We start from the raw sequence: 17313 nt of genomic DNA, 5'->3' as shown, positions 1-17313 counted from the left end.
TTTTTGATGAATCTCCCATATGGTGTATGGAGGGGAAATCATGATATGATAGATGGATAATGAATGAATAGTCATTCAAAACACACAAAGGGGGAGAACAAATGACGAAGCAAACAGTGATTGTCACAGGGGGATCAAGCGGAATGGGGAAGGCGATGGCGACTCATTTGGCACTCGGGGGCTGGAATGTTGTGATTACTGGAAGAACAGAAGAGACCCTTGAAACAACGGCAAATGAAATCAAACAGCAAGGTGGTTCGATCGCTTATTTTCAAATGGACGTGCGACATCCAGAAGATGCTGATCAAATGGTGAAGTTTGCAGTAGATACATTTGGTGATGTGGATGCACTCATCAATAACGCAGCAGGCAACTTTTTAGTTCCAGCAGAAAAACTGTCTCCTAACGGCTGGAAAGCGGTCATTGATATTGTGCTAAATGGCACCTTTTTTTGCAGCCATGCAGTGGGCAACTATTGGATTCGTCAAAAGAAAAGCGGAAGTATGATCAACATGGTCGCCACATATGCATGGGGGGCTGGTGTTGGTGTAGCGCATTCAGCAGCCGCAAAAGCAGGCGTGCTATCACTTACCCGAACGCTTGCAGTCGAATGGGGAAAGCAATATCGCATTCGCGTAAATGCCATTGCGCCGGGGCCCATTGAAAGAACAGGTGGTGCTGATAAACTGTGGGAATCTGAAGAGGCTGCCCAAAGAACATTAGATAGTGTTCCGCTCGGTAGACTTGGCACACCAGAAGAAATTGCAGAACTTGCGAGTTTCTTATTATCTGAGCATGCATCTTATATTAATGGAGATTGTATCACGATGGATGGGGGACAATGGCTCAACCAATCACCATTTTGAATGACCGTGTAAGACCTGCTTTTGATATGGTATAATCACACAAAGAGAGAAGCAGGTGATGAAAATGGTCGATCCATTGGATATTTTAACGAATATTGAAGATGTTTTCCCGCACTATCAAGCGATCTTCAGTGCGGAGGAACAAAAAGTGATAGGCTATGAGATTCTTGGAAGAATGAAGCTTGAGTCGGGAACAGTTAGTCTAGGCTCCTTCTTTACGGATTCATCTATTCCTGACGAATATAAATTGGAAGTAGATCACAAAGTATTAAGTCAAGCGCTTGATCTCTTCACAACCGCAGATGAAGATTTGCTCATCTTTATTAATCATGATGCGAACGTCCTCATGCTTGATCATGGCGAAAGTTTTTTAGAACTTTTAAAAGAATATGAAGCAAGGGGTATTCAGCTTAGCCGGTTTGTCATTGAAATTACTGAACATACGTTTAGCGGCGACATTGAACAGCTTTACCATACGTTAACGTATTATCGTACATATGGGATCAAAATCGCCGTATCTAATATAGGAAAAGAAAGCAGCAATCTTGACCGGATTGCTCTGCTTTCACCTGATCTATTAAAAATAGATCTACAGGCTTTAAGAGCTTCGTCTCCATCTCCTTCCTATGAATATGTGTTATACAGCATTTCACTTCTTGCAAGAAAAATAGGAGCGGCTTTAATCTATGAAGACATTGAAGCGAATTTTCAGCTGCAATATGCATGGAGAAATGGCGGAAGATATTTTCAAGGCTTCTACCTTCACGAGCCTGCGGCAGAATTAATTGACCGGAACAAACGAAAAGAACAGCTTAAAGAAGAATTTCAGCAATTCATTGCCCATGAGAAAAAGAAACTCCAAGCTGTCTATGAACATTCTGAAACCTTTTATAAGCGAATTCATCAAGCCGTCAGTACGTTAAAAAAATCATGCAGCACAAATGATGAACTTATACAAAAACTGGCACTTGAACTAACTGATTGCAGCTTTCGCATTTATATGTGTAATGAAGAAGGGTTTCAAATCACTGGGAATGTGTTTAAGAAAGAGAAAGAATGGCTGTTTCAGCCAGAGTATATAGAGAAAAACTGGAGCTGGCGCCCTTATTTTCTAGCGAATATTCTTCAAATGAGAATTAGCGGAAAAGGATTTTTCAGCGATATTTACAGTGATTTAGAAACTGGAGAACGAATACGTACGTTTTCTTATCCGTTAGAGGGAGACGTGTATTTGTTTGTAGATCTTCCGTATGCTTATCTATATGATCAGGAAGGATTAATTTAAAAGCAGCCGTCATGGCTGTTTTTTTTTATTAGAAAAAAGATAGAAAAAATGGTTGACAATGAAACTGATAATCATTATCATTTAGTTATAGAGAGAAGCTACTCTCTGTTCCCCAACCCCTCTATCAGATCAAGATCCAAAAAACTTGGCGCTACCCCCGCCAAGTTTTTTTTGTGCGCCAATCATTCCCTTCATGCATAGGACATCCCAATTCATCCATACACCTTAAATGATGATAGTTAGACAGTAGGAGGGAAAAGTCATGATCAAACGTGACAAGCGGCTGCTGATTGATTTACCAATGCCAGATCACCCAGATGCAAATGGTGCAGCGGCTGTGCAAGAATTACTCGGCGGAAAATTTGGTGAAATGTCCACATTAAATAACTACATGTTTCAATCGTTTAACTTTAGAGGGAAACGAAAGCTCAAACCATTTTATGATCTTGTATCAAGTATTACAGCTGAAGAATTCGGTCATGTAGAGCTTGTGACAACTGCAGTCAATCTCATGATTACGGGAACCACCCATGGGGGCGATCCAGATACGACCCCGATGAAAGCGGCTGTTGATAAACGAAATACGCAGCATTTTATCCAAACGGCACAAACAGGCTATCCGTTTGACTCCATGGCAAAGCCGTGGACAGGTGAGAATGTGTTCTCAAGTGGTAATCTGATTCTGGATCTTCTTCATAACTTCTTCCTAGAGTGCGGAGCTCGTACGCATAAAATGCGCGTATATGAAATGACGGATCACCCTACGGCAAGAGAAATGATCGGTTATTTACTTGTCAGAGGCGGCGTTCATGTTGTGGCGTATGCAAAAGCCCTTGAGGTAGCGACAGGGGTAGATGTTGGGAAGATGCTGCCAATTCCAAATCTCGACAATAAATACTTTGACTCTGCAAGAAAGTTTGAAGATCAGAATATTCATACAAAACTGTATACATTTAGTGACACGGATTATAAGGATATCAATCAAATTTGGAAAGGAAACCATCCAATTGATGGAAAGCCGCTGACAGTTATTGAGGGCACACCAAAAGGTGCACCCGTGCCAGATTATAGAGATTTGCCGGAAGAGTTTGCTCCAGGTATTTCAAAAGAAGATTTTGACGAAATTGCGAAACGCCTGATGAGATCGGCCGGTTTATAAAAAACAAGATGCATGAGATAAGAAAAAAGACTCAAAATAAAAAAACAGATTCTTTTTCTTTTTTTGAATTCAAGAGGAAAAATATCATCTGAGAACACTTTATGGTATGATGCTTTGTAGGACTTGTGTATAATCAATACGGGTTCATCTTGAGTTGTTTTTTTGAAAGGAGTCTTTTTTTAGAATGTCACAATTAATGGGTATCATTACAAGGCTGCAAAGTCTTCAAGAGACAGCAGAAGCTGCAAACGAGCCGGCACAGCGTTATTTCGAAGTGAACGGTGAGAAAATCTGTAGTGTTAAGTATTTCGAAAAGAATCAAACGTTTGAATTGACTGTTTTTCAACAAGGGGATAAGCCAAACACTTTCCCATTTGACAACATTGATATGATTTCGATTGAGATTTTTGAGCTTCTACAATCCTAAGCTGAATCGTATGAAATGTTTTTTCTAAGAATTCCTTCGTTGATTGCGGAAGCATACACTTCATAGGTGATAAGCAAATGGAAGATGATCATTCAGTGCAATATTCGGATAAGAGACCATTGAAAAGGAGTTCCTTTCTGTGAGTGATTCTTTTTTCTTTAATCTTTCTGAAGAGCATTTAGCGTTTTCTGATGTTGTCATGAGAATGAAAGACTTTATTCAAAAAGACCCGAGATCTGTTTATGTACTATCAATTGGTACGGACTCTCAGGTCAATCAGAATGTCACAACATTTATGACTGCAATTCATCTTCACCGGATCGGCAAAGGAGCTTGGGGCTGTCTCACGCAGCAAGTGTTGAATCGGCCTGTACAAAGTCTTAGAGAAAAAATTTCATTAGAGACAGCGTTTAGCCAAAAGGTATGTGCAGACATCCTTGAGGGACCTTTAACAGAACTGATGGATTTGCTTCTTCCGTTTGCTGAGGAAGGGGCAGACCTTCGTTTTGAAGTCCATCTAGATATTGGCAAAAAAGGAAGTACAAAAGAGCTGATCCAGGAAATGACCGGAATGATCACAGCCATGGGAATTGAAGCAAAAATAAAACCCGACTCATACGCAGCATTTTGCTACGCCAATCGATACACAAAATAAATTCCGTCATTTTTCTCCAAACGTTGTCGAAACGTGCGGTTGACGATTCGATTCTAGTTCCTTATTCTAGCTGTATAGAGAGGAAGCAGACATTCAAACGCCTGCTAATCAATATAAAAGCATATATGAAACAGGGGGCCTGATGTTGAATGAGCGTCATCGAAAATCGTTTTAATGAAGAAGAGAAAAAGCTATTATTAAACGTATTACTGAATCAGGAATATGCTGTCGAATTACTAAGCAGTGAGATCAATGATATAGAATGTGGAACAAAAAATGTCGACGACAATACGTATAAGAAATTGATCACATTGTATGACAGAGTAAGGTTTGAGAATTAATATCGATTGAACATTCTATTAGATACTCTACGCTGAGTATCTTTTTTATGCAGAAAAAAATCTTTCGACAAAATTCGTTTTAGTTTATGCTTAATGTTAAAGGGGAATGTATGATTGATGATTGAGAGAAAAGGGGTCGAAGAAACATGATAGAGATAGAACCGGCTCAATTACTTGAGTCAACAGTAGCTGAGCATATGATTGATGCAGATAAAGTGGCACACGTTCAAATTGGAAATAATCTTGAGCACGCCCTATTGGTCCTGACAAAAACAGGATATACAGCCATACCTGTTCTGGATGCTTCTTATCACCTTCATGGGTTAATTGGAACAAATATGATCATGGATAAAATCTTTGGCTTAGAACGAATTGAATTTGAAAAGCTCGACCAATTGAAGGTAGAAGAGGTCATGCTATCAGATATTCCAAGACTGAAAACGACGGATCCTGTTTTAAAAGGCGTTCACGCTGTGACGAATAATGGATTTGTTTGTGTGGAAAATGAAGAGCAAGTATTCGAAGGGATTTTCACTCGGCGTGTTGTATTAAAGCGCTTAAATGAAGTCATTCATTCCGCAAAAAAATGAGCTGCAGCCCAGCTTATTTTTTTTGCCTTCATAAGCTATTATTTATATAATGACTATATAAAATAAGAAAAACTTATCGAGAGAAGGAGGGCGCCCATGCAGCTTCAAGAGTTACATATGCTTGTTGTACTTAGTGAGGAATTGAATATGAGAAAGGCTTCAGAGCGGCTCTTTGTCTCTCAGCCTGCCTTATCTCAAAGGCTGCAAACGATTGAAAAAGAGTGGGGAACCAAAATCTTTTTTCGTTCACAAAAAGGCTTGACAGTCACTTCAGCTGGCGAACAGATTATTCAATTCGCCAAAGAGGTCACGACTGAGCAGGATCGAGTGCGAGAGAGAATTGACGAGCTTGAAGGAGACATTCACGGTACACTCAAGCTTGCAGTTGCGTCCATTATTGGTCAGCACTGGCTGCCAAAGGTGCTGAAGCGGTATGTCGAGAAATACCCAAATGCCAAAGTATCTCTTGTGACCGGCTGGAGCAGTGAGATGCTTAAAAGTCTGTATGAAGACCATGTCCACATTGGTATCATTCGCGGGAATCCTGATTGGAAGGGCACAAAGGAATACTTAATGACCGATCATTTATATTTAGTCGATTCTGTCATCAAGGACGTGGATGAGTTAATTGAGACAGAACGCCCGTTTATTCAATTTAAAAGTGATAGCACCTATTATCAAGAAATTCAGCACTGGTGGCATCAAAAGTTTAAATTGTCGCCAAAACAGACGATTCTTGTGGACCAGATTGAGACATGTAAACAAATGGCCTATCACGGTATCGGCTACGCCATTTTGCCTTCGGTCACCCTATATGATCATGAGAAAAGCGTACACAAAACCCCGCTCGTAGACGCAAATGGAGAGCAAATCGGACGTGACACGTGGCTGTTAGGATATGAAGCCTCTTTTCAGTTAAAACAGGTTCAAGCATTTGTTGGTGTGGTAAAAGAAATGCTTGAAAGTGAGGCAGTGTAAGTACTTCTGGAAGAGGAGGTGCTTTTTTAGGATAAGTGGTTTGATTAGGTTTCTAATAGATTTACCTGTTTCATACTGAAAAAACAGAAAGCTGGAAGAAATGATGAGAAATCAACGAAAAAAGAAGACGGATATACCGAAGTGGGGAACTTATTTACGCGAGAGATGGCGTGGACGTTTTGCAAGTCATCTTTCTTTAGAAGAACAAAAAGAGATTGGGATGGATGGCTTCCTATGGCACTTATGTAGCTGGGGAAAAGTTGAATGCCTTGAAAAAGAGGCAGCGATCAACGCCTTTCATCAGCAATCAAAGCGTACATGTACGATTTTTTATCAATTTACTCAAGAAGCGTATCTGTTTGAAAACGCCGCTGACCTGTCAGTGAAGGAATTGCCGTATACAGACGGACACATGGACTATAGCGATCTGTATGTCATGGATTGGGAAGAAAATTGGACATTTGTGATGACGCACGAAACCGATTGCGGTCCATATTTTATTCAGAAATAAAAAAAGAGTACATCACAAAGAGATAGAGTGATGATCAATTAAAGCCGCCTTCCAATTGGAATGAGCGGTTTTTTGATGTACGTCATGTGTATTTTGAACAGCACCTTTTCATAAAACATTTGACAATGAAAATCATTATCATTTAAAGTGTACATATAATAATTGAAAATGATTATCATTTAGATGAGGTGACCAATAGATGAAAGCACTAATTGCATTTGCGAGTATGTCTGGCAATACGGAAGATATGGCAGCGATCTTAAAACAAACGCTTGAAGGAAAAGGGATAGAGACAGAGATGATGGAATTTGACGACACAAGTGCAGAAGATCTTTCTTCATACGATTATGTCATGATCGGCTCTTACACATGGGGTGACGGTGATTTACCTTATGAAGCTGAAGATTTTTATGAAGAGGTCTCATCCCTTGAACTTTCTCACATCAAAGCGGCGGTATTTGGATCAGGCGATTACAGTTATCCGAAGTTTTGCGAGGCTGTTCATACCTTTCATGACATGCTGAAATCGACAGGTGCATCCGTATTTCCTGAAACATTGAAAATGGAACTTGCGCCAGATACAGATGAAGATGTGGCGTGCTGTGAGGAGTTTGCAACGAGCTTTTTAACGTGGGCATCATTGTCTGAGAAAAGAGTTGAAAATCATGTTTCATAAAGGTGCGACAGCTGTTGCTGCGTCTAAAAGTGGCGGCTACTTTGTTGCTGTCAAACGAGAAGGTATTTTTCATTACAGTGTGGAGGGCGGATGGCAGCAGCTTTTTAAGCTTAAGCATAAAATCCACGCTATCAGTTATATTGGTCCGTATTTGTTCGGTGTTGGTGAAAATGGAACTGTCATACGATCAGGAGATGAGGGCCACACATGGGCGCTATCATCTTTTCCGACAAATGCAGTTGTTTGGTCTATTACAGGACGCAAAGATGGGTTTGTATGCGCACATGGAAAGCATAGTATTTATGTGTCAACCGATTTCGGAATTTCCTGGGAAATTATGAAGCCATTTGCTCATGTAAATCAGCCCCCTGTGATTCGCTCATTATGTGTAGCCGGTGATTATCTTTATATTGGAACACAGATTCATGAGGTGCATGGAGGAATATGGGTGTATGACTTGCAAAGTGAACAGATTTTTCTCCTAAACAGAGAAGAGCACCGAATGACTGCTTCTATGTTGCTTTGCGGGGAACACCTCCTTGTCTGTGCGATGGGCTCTAAAAAAGGGAAAAGAGGATCTGTTCAAATTTTAGACTTACATACAAATATGCTGCATGATATTCAATCACAAGCTTTTGCGCGAGAAGAATCATTTTTGGATGTGTCAGAGGATAACGGCATTGTGTACGTGACCACCTCACAGGACGAGCATGGATTTTCTAAGGTGTATCAGCTTGATATAGAGCAAAAAGAGCTCAAGTGGTTTGATACGATCAAAGGGCATGGTTTTCGTGTCGCCAATCAAAAGGAGAATTTTTTCTGTGCGGGTTTATATGAAAGTAAGTTTGTCAGGCCTTATGAGGAACCTGCACTGATTCATTAATAAGGAGGAAGAAAAAGTGACGAAAAAAGTTTTATTGGTGTATGCCACAATGTCAGGAAATACAGAAGCAATGGCTGATTTAATCGAAAAAGGGTTAAAGGAAGCTGGGGCTAGCGTGGACCGGCATGAAGCGATGGATATTGATGCTGAACTTCTTCATGATTACTCGCACATTCTGTTAGGTGCATATACTTGGGGAGATGGTGATCTTCCAGATGATTTTATTGATCTATATGAGGAAATGGAAGAGCTTGATTTGACGGGTAAAGCATTTGCTGTATTCGGTTCTGGAGATACATCTTATGAACATTTTTGTGGAGCTGTGGATTTAATTGAAGAAAAAGTGAAGGAGCTGGGCGGTGATATCGTCCTGCCATCCATCAAAATTGAGCTGAATCCAGAAGGAAACGAGGAAGAGGAATTGATTTCTTTTGGTAGACAATTTGTTCATCTTCACCAGCAAGAAGCGGGATAAAGAGGCCCGCTTGTTTTATTTGCCAAGGCGCAGACGATTCTTTCACTTGTCATTAAAACTCTCCTTTGGTACAGTAATGAAGTATAAATTAAGAGGAGGACATACATACATGAAACAAATGGACGCTAATGAAATTATTTCATTTATTCAAAATAGTACAAAATCAACACCTGTGAAAGTCTATATTAAAGGGGACTTAGAAGGTATTGAATTTGGTGAACATGCAAAAACATTTATCACAGGTAACACTGGTGTTGTCTTCGGTGAGTGGAGCGAAATTCAAGAAGCTCTAGCATCAAACAAAGACAAAATTGAAGATGTTGTCGTGGAAAATGACCGTCGTAACTCTGCGATTCCTATGTTGGATTTGAAAAACATCAAAGCACGTATTGAGCCAGGTGCAATCATTCGTGATCAAGTGGAAATTGGCGATAATGCAGTCATCATGATGGGTGCTTCTATTAATATCGGTTCAGTCATCGGTGAAGGTACGATGATTGATATGAACGTTGTTCTTGGCGGCCGTGCGACAGTAGGTAAGAACTGTCATATCGGTGCGGGATCTGTTCTTGCAGGTGTTATTGAGCCGCCTTCTGCTAAGCCAGTTGTAGTAGAAGATGATGTTGTCATCGGTGCAAACGCTGTTGTTTTAGAAGGTGTGACAATTGGGAAAGGTGCAGTTGTAGCAGCTGGAGCGATCGTTGTGAACGATGTTGAGCCTTACACGGTTGTAGCAGGTACACCTGCAAAGAAAATCAAAGACATTGATGAAAAAACAAAAGGTAAAACTGAAATTAAACAAGAACTGCGTCAGCTTTAATTGACACAATTCGCAGCTGAAGACATAGACGTGGATGATATATCCACGTCTTATTCGTATAGAGGAAAGGAAGCGAGTTCACTTGTTAAATCGTGAGCAATTAATATCCATTCGAAGAGATTTGCACCAAATTCCTGAGCTTGGTTTTAAGGAATTTAAAACACAAGCTTACCTCATCAAGCATCTCGAATCGTACCCAACAGATCGAATCGAGATGGAAACATGGCGGACTGGACTTTTTGTGAAAGTAAAAGGGACAAATCCTACGCGCGTCTTTGCGTATCGTGCAGATATGGACGGCTTATCTATCCCTGAAGAAACGGGCTACCCATTTCAATCGGTACATGAGGGCCACATGCATGCATGTGGACATGATCTTCATATGACCATTGCTCTTGGTATCATTGATCATTTCGTGCATCAGCCAATCAAAGAAGATCTGCTATTTATTTTCCAACCGGCAGAAGAAGGGCCAGGCGGAGCTGAACCAATGCTTACAAGTGATGTTCTAAAAAAGTGGACGCCAGACTTTATTACAGCGCTACATATTGCACCTGAATATCCAGTCGGCACGATTGCAACAAAGCCGGGCCTATTATTTGCTAATACGAGTGAGCTTGTGATCGATCTTGAAGGAAAAGGCGGGCATGCCGCATACCCTCATTTAGCAAATGATATGGTGGTGGCTGCAAGTGCACTAGTAGGGCAGCTGCAATCGGTGATTTCACGAAATGTGGACCCTCTTGATAGTGCCGTCATTACAGTTGGCACGATTACAGGTGGCACTGCTCAAAATATCATTGCGCAGCATGCAAAGCTTGATGGAACCATTCGCACGCTCTCGCCAGAGTCTATGGAAAAGGTGAGAAAACGAATTGAAGCACTTGCAAAGGGAATTGAAATTGGCTATGAATGCAAGGCGACAGTTCGATACCCTTCATCTTATTACGAAGTGGACAATTCAAAGGATTTGACAGAGGAATTTATGTCATATGTAGCCGAAGAAGGTCTTGCGAACGTCATTGAATGCAGAGAAGCGATGACAGGAGAAGATTTCGGCTACATGCTGAAAAAATATCCTGGGTTCATGTTTTGGCTAGGGGTAGATTCAGAATATGGTCTGCACCATGCAAAACTCACGCCTGACGAAAATGCGATTGAAACAGCTGTAAACGTCATGACAGCTTATTTTAAAAAGCAAGCAGGTGAATGAATAATCAAATGGTCTCCTGTACACCTTATGAACAGGAGGTGTTCTTGATTATGACAAGAATTGGTGTAGAACCATCTTTATCCGATGTAGAAGAGCTTTTGAAGCAAAAAGGGTATGATGTCGTACGTATTCAAAATGAACAGCAAATGGATCAGTGTGACTGCTATGTGGTCACAGGACTAGATTCAAATGTTCTTGGCATTTCAGACACAACGACAAAGGCATCTGTCATTACAGCGTCAGGTATGACGGCTGATGAAATTTGTCAAGAAGTAGAACAGCGTGTTTAATAAAACTAACAAAAAAGAACCAGGATATTATGATCCTGGTTCTTTTTGCTCTTTGGCTAGATCGAGTGCTTCTTTCATTTTTTTGCGTAGAATTCGTTCTACACGCCACTGCTCCATCGTTTCAGTTTTTGCAATGATACGAAGGACGAGGGATGAAGAGCCAAATGATTCCACTCCAACGACTTGAGGACCTTCAATGATTTGCGGCATGCTCTCACGAACTTCATCACAGGCTGCTTGCAAAGTGGTGATCATCTGATCCACATTTTCATCTGGGGATAATTCGATATCAACGAGTGCCTGCATCGTCCCTCGTGAATGATTGCTTACATTCAGTATACTTCGGTTCGGAATGAAATGAAGAGTGCCATCAAAGCTTCGAAGCTGTGTTGTTCTCAGTCCAATTTGTTCAACGATCCCATCGAAACCAGCAACCGTTATATACTCGCCGACATCAAATTGTTTTTCCAGCAGTATGAAGAAGCCTGTCACAATATCACTCACCAATCCCTGAGCGCCAAATCCAATGGCAAGTCCTACAACACCTGCGCCAGCCAGCAAGGCGGTTGGGTTATAATGAAATAAGTCGAGGATCATCACAACTAGAATAAAAATCAGTAAGTAGGCGAAAATATTTAAGGTAAGACTTTGCAGCGTTTGAGCTCGTGATAAAGAGACATCGTGCTTCTCAGAGAATGCTGAATAGGCACGCTTAATCATCTTATTTCCAATCGCTCTGATGATAAAATAAATCACAAAAATAGCAATGAGTTTTAGCAAAATCATACTGATATTCATGATGATGGAAACCCAATCTACTTGTTCAAGTGCTTTCATGATCTTCAAAACCTTTCTATGTATGTGCGAAATGAGAAGCTAATCATTTGTTCCCTTAAGCAAGTCATGTTAAACTTTTAATAGTTGGAGCGAGAGATTGTGACAAATCGTTAATTAAATTTATTATTAATTAATATTGACTAAAAATCGCTTAAGTATTATAATTATATTTGTGAAGTTATTAACTAAATGAGAATTCAACCTGTTGATTCTCATTTTATATACAGCTAAGAAGTCTGTATAAAGATATTATTTTTGGAGGGATTTACATATGGCAGAGCGTTTTGTAGGAAAACAAGCTCCACGTTTTGAAATGGAAGCAGTACTTGCTAATAAGGAATTTGGTAAAGTGAGTTTAGAGGAAAACATCAAGAATGACAAATGGACAGTTCTTTTCTTCTATCCAATGGATTTCACTTTTGTTTGTCCAACTGAAATTACAGCAATGAGCGATCGTTATGATGAGTTTGAAGATTTAGATGCAGAAATCATTGGTGTATCTACTGATACAATCCATACGCATCTTGCTTGGATCAACACAGATCGTAAAGACAATGGTCTTGGTGAATTAAAATATCCACTAGCTGCTGACACAAACCACACAGTATCTAGAGAATACGGTGTTTTAATTGAAGAAGAAGGAATTGCACTTCGTGGTCTATTCATCATTAATCCAGAAGGCGAACTTCAATATCAAACAGTATTCCACAACAATATCGGTCGTGATGTAGATGAGACACTACGTGTTCTTCAAGCATTACAAACTGGTGGACTTTGCCCAGCGAACTGGAAACCTGGTCAAAAAACACTTTAATTGATAGTTGAAGAAACAGTCTAACGGGTGTTAGACCTTCAGATTGTTGACAAAGGGCTAAAATGAACTTGATTTTAGCCCTTTGTCTTCTTTTCAGCGTGATAAAAAACCTTTGAAGTCTAGGAAGAACGAGTACTGGCGCGAAGCGAATGTGACATTCCGTGAGCACCAGCACGCAGGACCGAAAAAGAATGCGAGGGTTTGTCTACACGCTGGTGTCTAACTGATGTTAGACTTTTTTGTTTCGAGACATACAATGGATGGAGGCGCTTCAAAATGAAATTACGTCAACCAATGCCAGAACTAACTGGTGCAAAAGAATGGTTAAATGGAGAAGTAACAAGAGAAGAATTAATTGGTGATAAGCCAACATTGATCCACTTCTGGTCAGTTAGCTGTCACCTTTGTAAAGAGGCGATGCCGCAAGTGAACCAATTCCGTGATGAATACAAAGATCAACTAAACGTGATCGCAGTTCACATGCCACGTTCAGAGGATGACCTTGATCTAGAAAAAATCAAAGAGGTTGCAAATGAGCATGAAATCACTCAGCCAATCTTTGTAGACAGCGACCATAAATTAACAGAAGCATTTGAGAACGAATATGTACCAGCTTACTATGTATTCGATAAAACAGGTGCTTTACGCCACTTCCAAGCTGGCGGAAGCGGTATGAAAATGCTTGAAAAACGTGTCAATCGAGTTCTTTCTGAGTCTGAAAAGGCTGCAGAATAGGCTTTCCCCCCATGAATGGGGGTTTTTTCATGGGGAAAAATAGGAGACATATTGCACTGGATGAATATGATTGTAGGTGGAATGCCTAAGAAAAGAGAAAATGAGGGATTTCATTAAAAAAATTTCCTAAAATAAAAAGGTATTATGACCTATTTACATTTTTATTTTGAAATGAAAATGTAAAGATTTTAACTTTTTACTATTCAGAACGTTTTTGCACAAAAGAAATTTCAGTTTGGTAAATAACTATATAAATCAAGTAGTATAAGCATTTATTCAAAATTTTTACAATATTTTAAAGGTGGTCAAAAGCCTATAGTGGCAATGAAATGGGTGCCGATTTTTCTTCTTTGGCAAAATTTTAGTTGGAAATACCTATCTGATAGCAAACTGTAAAATGATAAAAAAATAGTTGATAAAATTAGTTTTCTAATCTAATATTTACTATAGAATATTTTTTATATGATGAGGGGGAAATCCATTGTTTAATGAGAGGGAAGCGTTACGTTTACGATTGGAACAATTAAATGAAGCAGAAGTAAAGGTCATCCGTGAATATCAAATTGAACGAGATGCGATTTACGCAAAACTAAGAGAATTAGACCGTCAAGGTACAGGTCTCGTCACAGATACAAAAAAAGAAGTACGTACAGAGAGAAAAACAGATTCACTGCCTGTATTAGCTGAGCTGGCTGCACAAGAAATGAGAAGCTACAATCAGCCTGCGCAAACGCAGTCAAACGTTACATCATCTTTAGGAACAGGTCAGCTAAATGGTGCACCTGTAGGTATTCCTGAAGGATCTACAAGACGCAGAAGAGGCACAGCTAGACCTGGATCAAAGGCAGCTAAGCTTCGTGAAGCTGCAATCAAAACATTAAAGCGTCATAATGCGGCGATTAAAAGCTCTGAACTTCAAAAAGAGATTGAAAAAGAGAGCGGTCTTGAAATTCCAAATATGACAACGTTTATGCAAAGCTTAATTAAAATGTACCCAGAAGTGAAGAAACCTTATCGCGGACAGTATATTTTAGAAGGCGACATTCAAACAGAAGACGAATAAATAAAAAAGAAACTGCTGGGCGTAAATGCCAGCAGTTTTTTCTTGCGTACGTGATGAATGGATTACTTTTTTTGATCAACTGTATAGACAATCTTTCGTTCTTTGGGCATGTTGTCGCGCTGTTTTTTAAATCCATCGATCTTCACTGTCATAACCTCTCCACTCCGCTGCACCGCATCAACTTTTGCCTGGAGCGTTTCTACTTGTTCGTTTAGTTTCTTCAAAATCGGTCCTATTTCTTCGGTTGTTTGCAAAATAGGGTCTTGTGAGAACGGCTCGGCATTTGTTTGGGCTGACTGGTCGATATCAGCAAAATGAGAAGCGATCCATTCCTCGCTTTCGGCCAACTGTTTTTGGTAGCTCGTGAGCGTTTCATAAAAAATGGCTTCTTTTGCTTTTTCGATTTGCAGTAATTTTTCTTGTGTTTCATAAAAACGCTCCTGTAGATGCCGGACGCCTTCTTGTAATAAATGAAGCTCTGCGTTTTTATCGCCTAGAGTTTGCTGCAGTTTTTCAATCACAGCGGATAAAGTATTTCCTTTTTTCTCCTCTTTTGCAAGCTGTTTATCTTGGTCTAGTAATCGCTCCTGTAGTTGCTGAGACATTTCCTTATATTTTACAACCTTCAAATGCAATCGGTGCTTTTCCTCTGTTTCTTTTCGTCTATGATAGGTTTCCTTTTGCAGCATTTCATGAAGAAGGACGATTTTATGTAATAATTCCGATTTGCTATAAGAGAGATCCTGTATTTTAGATGATGCTTCGTCTTGGTCAATGGTCATTTCATCCAATTGTTGTTTTAATTGAGTGAAATCCTTTTTCATCTCATGATATTCTTGAGATAGCTTCTTGTTTTTAGCATAGGTATACGTGGACTGTAAATCTGAAATCATCTGTTGATACTTGGCCGTTTCAGCTTTTAAAAATAGGTTTTCTTGAGACAGATCATGGAATAGGGGAGAAGCATGGCGCCGGTTCATAGGTAGACCCTCCTTATTCATGTTATCAATAAAGTATGCGAAATGAGTGCGATTAGAACAACCATATCAAAGGGGATGAGATGATGAGAATAGTGAATGTGATACTAGCTGGAGGTGCTTCTAGGCGTTTTGGAGAGCCAAAGGCAAGTCATGTCTATCAGGGGAAACCACTATATGAACATGTGAAAGAGCAACTTTTGAAAGGGGAAACCATCATCATCAGTCACCCGAAGCTTCTGCCTTTTTTCAAAGCAAGAGGGGAACAAGCTGTTTGGTTAGATGATGAACAGGTGCGTGGGTATGGCCCGCTTGCAGGCATATATACCGCTATGCAAAAGCAAGAAGCAGAGTGGTATTTAGTGACGGCATGTGATATGCCATTCATACGAAAAGAGACAGCCGTCGCTTTATCTTCTTATTGCCATGAGCATGTAGATGCTGTGGTCCCGATGGTGCAGGAAAGATTACAGCCGTTATTTGCGCTTTATCACCGCCGCAGTCTTCCGTTTATTTCTGCGTGCTTAAAAGAGAATCAATTAGCTATCAAAGATTTATTACAAAAACTTCACGTCCAGGTTGTTCCAGCCGACGAACTGAACGTGGCACCAAATGAATTTCACAATATCAATAAAAGAAGCGATTTACCTGAAAACGGTATGATATGATACATAAAAACGAGGAGGAGAGAACAATATTGAACGAGCGATATTCAAGGCAAATCTTGTTCCCTCCGGTAGGCGAAAAAGGGCAGTCTGCGCTTGCCGAAAGTCATGTCCTTATTGTTGGAGCTGGTGCACTTGGAACAGCATCTGCTGAAGGGCTTGTCCGATCTGGAATTGGTACTTTGACGATTGTAGATCGTGATTATGTCGAATTCTCAAATTTACAGCGGCAGCAGCTGTACACTGAACACGATGCAAAGATGCATGTGCCAAAAGCGGCAGCGGCGAAAAAACGTCTCCAAGAGATCAACCATGAAGTGACCATACACGCCATTATTGAAGATGCAGGAGTAGAGCTGTTAAGACCTTTATTCCGAAAAGCAAATATCGTCATTGATGCGACTGATAATTTTGAGACAAGAATGGTGATGAATGACTTATCCTTAGAAACAAATACGCCTTGGATTTACGGTGCCTGTGTGAGCAGTCAGGGAATGTATATGACCATTTTGCCGGGCAAAACACCTTGCTTATCATGTGTATTTACCTCAGTGCCTGTTGGGGGTTTGACATGTGATACAGCTGGTATTATTTCTCCTGCTGTCCAAATGGTGTCGGCTTATCAGCAAACAGAGGCATTAAAATATTTAACAGGGCATGAAGAGCAAATGGAGCGAAAGTTTGTCACGTTTGATTTGTGGCAGTCGTCTTCGTTTAAAATGGATGTGTCTCGTACGAAGCAGGAGAGCTGTCCATCTTGCGGCATAAATAGAACGTATCCATATTTAGATGAACAGCGAAAAAAAACAGCGATTCTTTGCGGGCGTGACACCATTCAGATCATATCGAAGGATTTAGAAAACCTTTCATTTCAGCATGTAAAAGAGCGTCTGTCCTCTATTTGTGAGGTGGAAGTGAACGATTTTTTAATTCATATACGCTATGAAAGACACCGTATCGTTTGTTTTAAAGGAGGACGTGTATTAATCCATGGGACAAATGATGAAAGAGTAGCCAATTCATTACTAGCAAGACTGCTAGGCATATAGGAGT

22 protein-coding genes are annotated in these 17313 nt (G+C 40.2%); 20 read left to right on the top strand and 2 right to left on the bottom strand.

The features are described 5' to 3' along the window. The first annotated feature begins 101 nt into the window (after positions 1 to 101). From fadH to ACSBQP_RS05900, 15 genes are all read left to right on the top strand, one after another. The gene (fadH, locus tag ACSBQP_RS05970; RefSeq protein ID WP_019743904.1) at positions 102 to 866 is read left to right on the top strand and encodes a 2,4-dienoyl-CoA reductase; all 765 of its coding nucleotides are present in this window, start codon (positions 102 to 104) and stop codon (positions 864 to 866) included. Between the two features lie 64 nt (positions 867 to 930). Next, positions 931 to 2151, top strand: coding sequence for an EAL domain-containing protein (locus ACSBQP_RS05965; protein WP_435028257.1), 1221 nt, complete (start codon positions 931 to 933; stop codon positions 2149 to 2151). A 262-nt stretch (positions 2152 to 2413) separates the two neighbouring features. Further along, the gene (locus ACSBQP_RS05960; protein WP_019743902.1) at positions 2414 to 3310 is read left to right on the top strand and encodes a manganese catalase family protein; all 897 of its coding nucleotides are present in this window, start codon (positions 2414 to 2416) and stop codon (positions 3308 to 3310) included. A gap of 184 nt (positions 3311 to 3494) precedes the next feature. Next, positions 3495 to 3737, top strand: a complete 243-nt coding sequence (locus tag ACSBQP_RS05955) for a YkuJ family protein (RefSeq protein ID WP_003212254.1) — start codon at positions 3495 to 3497, stop codon at positions 3735 to 3737. Positions 3738 to 3876: 139 nt separating this feature from the next. Beyond that, positions 3877 to 4392 (top strand): ribonuclease H-like YkuK family protein, encoded by a 516-nt coding sequence (locus tag ACSBQP_RS05950; protein WP_008348001.1) that lies wholly within the window; start codon positions 3877 to 3879, stop codon positions 4390 to 4392. Between the two features lie 149 nt (positions 4393 to 4541). Next, entirely contained in the window at positions 4542 to 4733 is a 192-nt protein-coding gene (abbA, locus tag ACSBQP_RS05945) for an antirepressor AbbA (RefSeq protein ID WP_008347999.1), read from the top strand. A gap of 146 nt (positions 4734 to 4879) precedes the next feature. Further along, positions 4880 to 5323: a cyclic-di-AMP-binding protein CbpB gene (gene cbpB, locus ACSBQP_RS05940; protein ID WP_007498671.1), complete on the top strand. Its 444-nt coding sequence runs from the start codon at positions 4880 to 4882 to the stop codon at positions 5321 to 5323. Positions 5324 to 5419: 96 nt separating this feature from the next. Then, positions 5420 to 6301 (top strand): LysR family transcriptional regulator, encoded by an 882-nt coding sequence (locus ACSBQP_RS05935; RefSeq protein ID WP_435028256.1) that lies wholly within the window; start codon positions 5420 to 5422, stop codon positions 6299 to 6301. Positions 6302 to 6404: 103 nt separating this feature from the next. Continuing rightward, the gene (locus tag ACSBQP_RS05930) at positions 6405 to 6812 is read left to right on the top strand and encodes a DUF4275 family protein (RefSeq protein WP_035700583.1); all 408 of its coding nucleotides are present in this window, start codon (positions 6405 to 6407) and stop codon (positions 6810 to 6812) included. A gap of 199 nt (positions 6813 to 7011) precedes the next feature. Next, on the top strand, positions 7012 to 7488 hold the full coding sequence (locus tag ACSBQP_RS05925) for a flavodoxin (protein WP_017367153.1): 477 nt from the start codon (positions 7012 to 7014) through the stop codon (positions 7486 to 7488). Then, positions 7478 to 8371 (top strand): WD40/YVTN/BNR-like repeat-containing protein, encoded by an 894-nt coding sequence (locus tag ACSBQP_RS05920; protein ID WP_008347991.1) that lies wholly within the window; start codon positions 7478 to 7480, stop codon positions 8369 to 8371. The genes ACSBQP_RS05925 and ACSBQP_RS05920 overlap by 11 nt, the downstream gene beginning before the upstream one ends. A 16-nt stretch (positions 8372 to 8387) precedes the next feature. Then, on the top strand, positions 8388 to 8846 hold the full coding sequence (locus tag ACSBQP_RS05915; protein ID WP_008347989.1) for a flavodoxin: 459 nt from the start codon (positions 8388 to 8390) through the stop codon (positions 8844 to 8846). Between the two features lie 109 nt (positions 8847 to 8955). Further along, positions 8956 to 9666: a 2,3,4,5-tetrahydropyridine-2,6-dicarboxylate N-acetyltransferase gene (dapD, locus tag ACSBQP_RS05910; RefSeq protein ID WP_008347987.1), complete on the top strand. Its 711-nt coding sequence runs from the start codon at positions 8956 to 8958 to the stop codon at positions 9664 to 9666. Positions 9667 to 9700: 34 nt separating this feature from the next. Then, positions 9701 to 10879 carry an N-acetyldiaminopimelate deacetylase gene (locus ACSBQP_RS05905; protein ID WP_046527697.1) on the top strand — a complete coding sequence of 393 codons (1179 nt, stop codon included), beginning with the start codon at positions 9701 to 9703 and terminating at the stop codon, positions 10877 to 10879. Between the two features lie 50 nt (positions 10880 to 10929). Next, complete coding sequence (locus tag ACSBQP_RS05900) at positions 10930 to 11169, top strand: YkuS family protein (RefSeq protein WP_331832329.1); 240 nt, start codon at positions 10930 to 10932, stop codon at positions 11167 to 11169. Positions 11170 to 11196: 27 nt separating this feature from the next. Here the strand turns inward: ACSBQP_RS05900 and ACSBQP_RS05895 are convergent, their stop codons facing one another. Further along, positions 11197 to 12006 carry a mechanosensitive ion channel family protein gene (locus ACSBQP_RS05895; protein ID WP_008347975.1) on the bottom strand — a complete coding sequence of 270 codons (810 nt, stop codon included), beginning with the start codon at positions 12004 to 12006 and terminating at the stop codon, positions 11197 to 11199. A 271-nt stretch (positions 12007 to 12277) separates the two neighbouring features. Between ACSBQP_RS05895 and ahpA the strand changes: the two genes are divergently transcribed. The 3 genes from ahpA (at position 12278) to ACSBQP_RS05880 (ending at position 14618) form a co-directional block, all read left to right on the top strand. Beyond that, on the top strand, positions 12278 to 12820 hold the full coding sequence (gene ahpA, locus ACSBQP_RS05890; RefSeq protein ID WP_007498654.1) for a biofilm-specific peroxidase AhpA: 543 nt from the start codon (positions 12278 to 12280) through the stop codon (positions 12818 to 12820). A gap of 276 nt (positions 12821 to 13096) precedes the next feature. Next, the gene (locus ACSBQP_RS05885; protein WP_008345174.1) at positions 13097 to 13555 is read left to right on the top strand and encodes a TlpA disulfide reductase family protein; all 459 of its coding nucleotides are present in this window, start codon (positions 13097 to 13099) and stop codon (positions 13553 to 13555) included. A gap of 481 nt (positions 13556 to 14036) precedes the next feature. Then, positions 14037 to 14618, top strand: a complete 582-nt coding sequence (locus ACSBQP_RS05880; RefSeq protein WP_007498648.1) for a Rok-like winged helix domain-containing protein — start codon at positions 14037 to 14039, stop codon at positions 14616 to 14618. 62 nt (positions 14619 to 14680) lie between these two features. Here the strand turns inward: ACSBQP_RS05880 and ACSBQP_RS05875 are convergent, their stop codons facing one another. Continuing rightward, positions 14681 to 15598: a hypothetical protein gene (locus ACSBQP_RS05875; protein ID WP_008345172.1), complete on the bottom strand. Its 918-nt coding sequence runs from the start codon at positions 15596 to 15598 to the stop codon at positions 14681 to 14683. Between the two features lie 83 nt (positions 15599 to 15681). Here ACSBQP_RS05875 and ACSBQP_RS05870 point away from each other — a divergent pair, with 83 nt between their 5' ends. Continuing rightward, positions 15682 to 16263, top strand: a complete 582-nt coding sequence (locus tag ACSBQP_RS05870) for a molybdenum cofactor guanylyltransferase (protein ID WP_019743805.1) — start codon at positions 15682 to 15684, stop codon at positions 16261 to 16263. Positions 16264 to 16292: 29 nt separating this feature from the next. Beyond that, the gene (locus ACSBQP_RS05865; RefSeq protein ID WP_039963321.1) at positions 16293 to 17309 is read left to right on the top strand and encodes a MoeB/ThiF family adenylyltransferase; all 1017 of its coding nucleotides are present in this window, start codon (positions 16293 to 16295) and stop codon (positions 17307 to 17309) included. The last annotated feature ends 4 nt before the right edge of the window (positions 17310 to 17313 follow it).

It is taken from the genome of Bacillus sp. G402, from assembly GCF_051172515.1.
In the GTDB taxonomy this organism is placed as follows: domain Bacteria; phylum Bacillota; class Bacilli; order Bacillales; family Bacillaceae; genus Bacillus; species Bacillus altitudinis.
This window is presented reverse-complemented; position numbering and strand designations above follow the sequence as displayed.

What these genes read in the sequence shown, in the direction of transcription:
- ahpA (WP_007498654.1), top strand. Translation starts at nt 12,278, where the DNA reads ATGGCAGAGCGTTTTGTAGGAAAACAAGCTCCACGTTTTGAAATGGAA.
- ACSBQP_RS05885 (WP_008345174.1), top strand. Translation starts at nt 13,097, where the DNA reads ATGAAATTACGTCAACCAATGCCAGAACTAACTGGTGCAAAAGAATGG.
- ACSBQP_RS05920 (WP_008347991.1), top strand. Translation starts at nt 7,478, where the DNA reads ATGTTTCATAAAGGTGCGACAGCTGTTGCTGCGTCTAAAAGTGGCGGC.
- ACSBQP_RS05875 (WP_008345172.1), bottom strand. Translation starts at nt 15,598, where the DNA reads ATGAACCGGCGCCATGCTTCTCCCCTATTCCATGATCTGTCTCAAGAA.
- fadH (WP_019743904.1), top strand. Translation starts at nt 102, where the DNA reads ATGACGAAGCAAACAGTGATTGTCACAGGGGGATCAAGCGGAATGGGG.
- ACSBQP_RS05960 (WP_019743902.1), top strand. Translation starts at nt 2,414, where the DNA reads ATGATCAAACGTGACAAGCGGCTGCTGATTGATTTACCAATGCCAGAT.
- ACSBQP_RS05905 (WP_046527697.1), top strand. Translation starts at nt 9,701, where the DNA reads ATGATATATCCACGTCTTATTCGTATAGAGGAAAGGAAGCGAGTTCAC.
- ACSBQP_RS05930 (WP_035700583.1), top strand. Translation starts at nt 6,405, where the DNA reads ATGAGAAATCAACGAAAAAAGAAGACGGATATACCGAAGTGGGGAACT.
- cbpB (WP_007498671.1), top strand. Translation starts at nt 4,880, where the DNA reads ATGATAGAGATAGAACCGGCTCAATTACTTGAGTCAACAGTAGCTGAG.
- dapD (WP_008347987.1), top strand. Translation starts at nt 8,956, where the DNA reads ATGAAACAAATGGACGCTAATGAAATTATTTCATTTATTCAAAATAGT.
- abbA (WP_008347999.1), top strand. Translation starts at nt 4,542, where the DNA reads ATGAGCGTCATCGAAAATCGTTTTAATGAAGAAGAGAAAAAGCTATTA.
- ACSBQP_RS05900 (WP_331832329.1), top strand. Translation starts at nt 10,930, where the DNA reads ATGACAAGAATTGGTGTAGAACCATCTTTATCCGATGTAGAAGAGCTT.
- ACSBQP_RS05925 (WP_017367153.1), top strand. Translation starts at nt 7,012, where the DNA reads ATGAAAGCACTAATTGCATTTGCGAGTATGTCTGGCAATACGGAAGAT.
- ACSBQP_RS05935 (WP_435028256.1), top strand. Translation starts at nt 5,420, where the DNA reads ATGCAGCTTCAAGAGTTACATATGCTTGTTGTACTTAGTGAGGAATTG.
- ACSBQP_RS05965 (WP_435028257.1), top strand. Translation starts at nt 931, where the DNA reads ATGGTCGATCCATTGGATATTTTAACGAATATTGAAGATGTTTTCCCG.
- ACSBQP_RS05895 (WP_008347975.1), bottom strand. Translation starts at nt 12,006, where the DNA reads ATGAAAGCACTTGAACAAGTAGATTGGGTTTCCATCATCATGAATATC.
- ACSBQP_RS05955 (WP_003212254.1), top strand. Translation starts at nt 3,495, where the DNA reads ATGTCACAATTAATGGGTATCATTACAAGGCTGCAAAGTCTTCAAGAG.
- ACSBQP_RS05870 (WP_019743805.1), top strand. Translation starts at nt 15,682, where the DNA reads ATGAGAATAGTGAATGTGATACTAGCTGGAGGTGCTTCTAGGCGTTTT.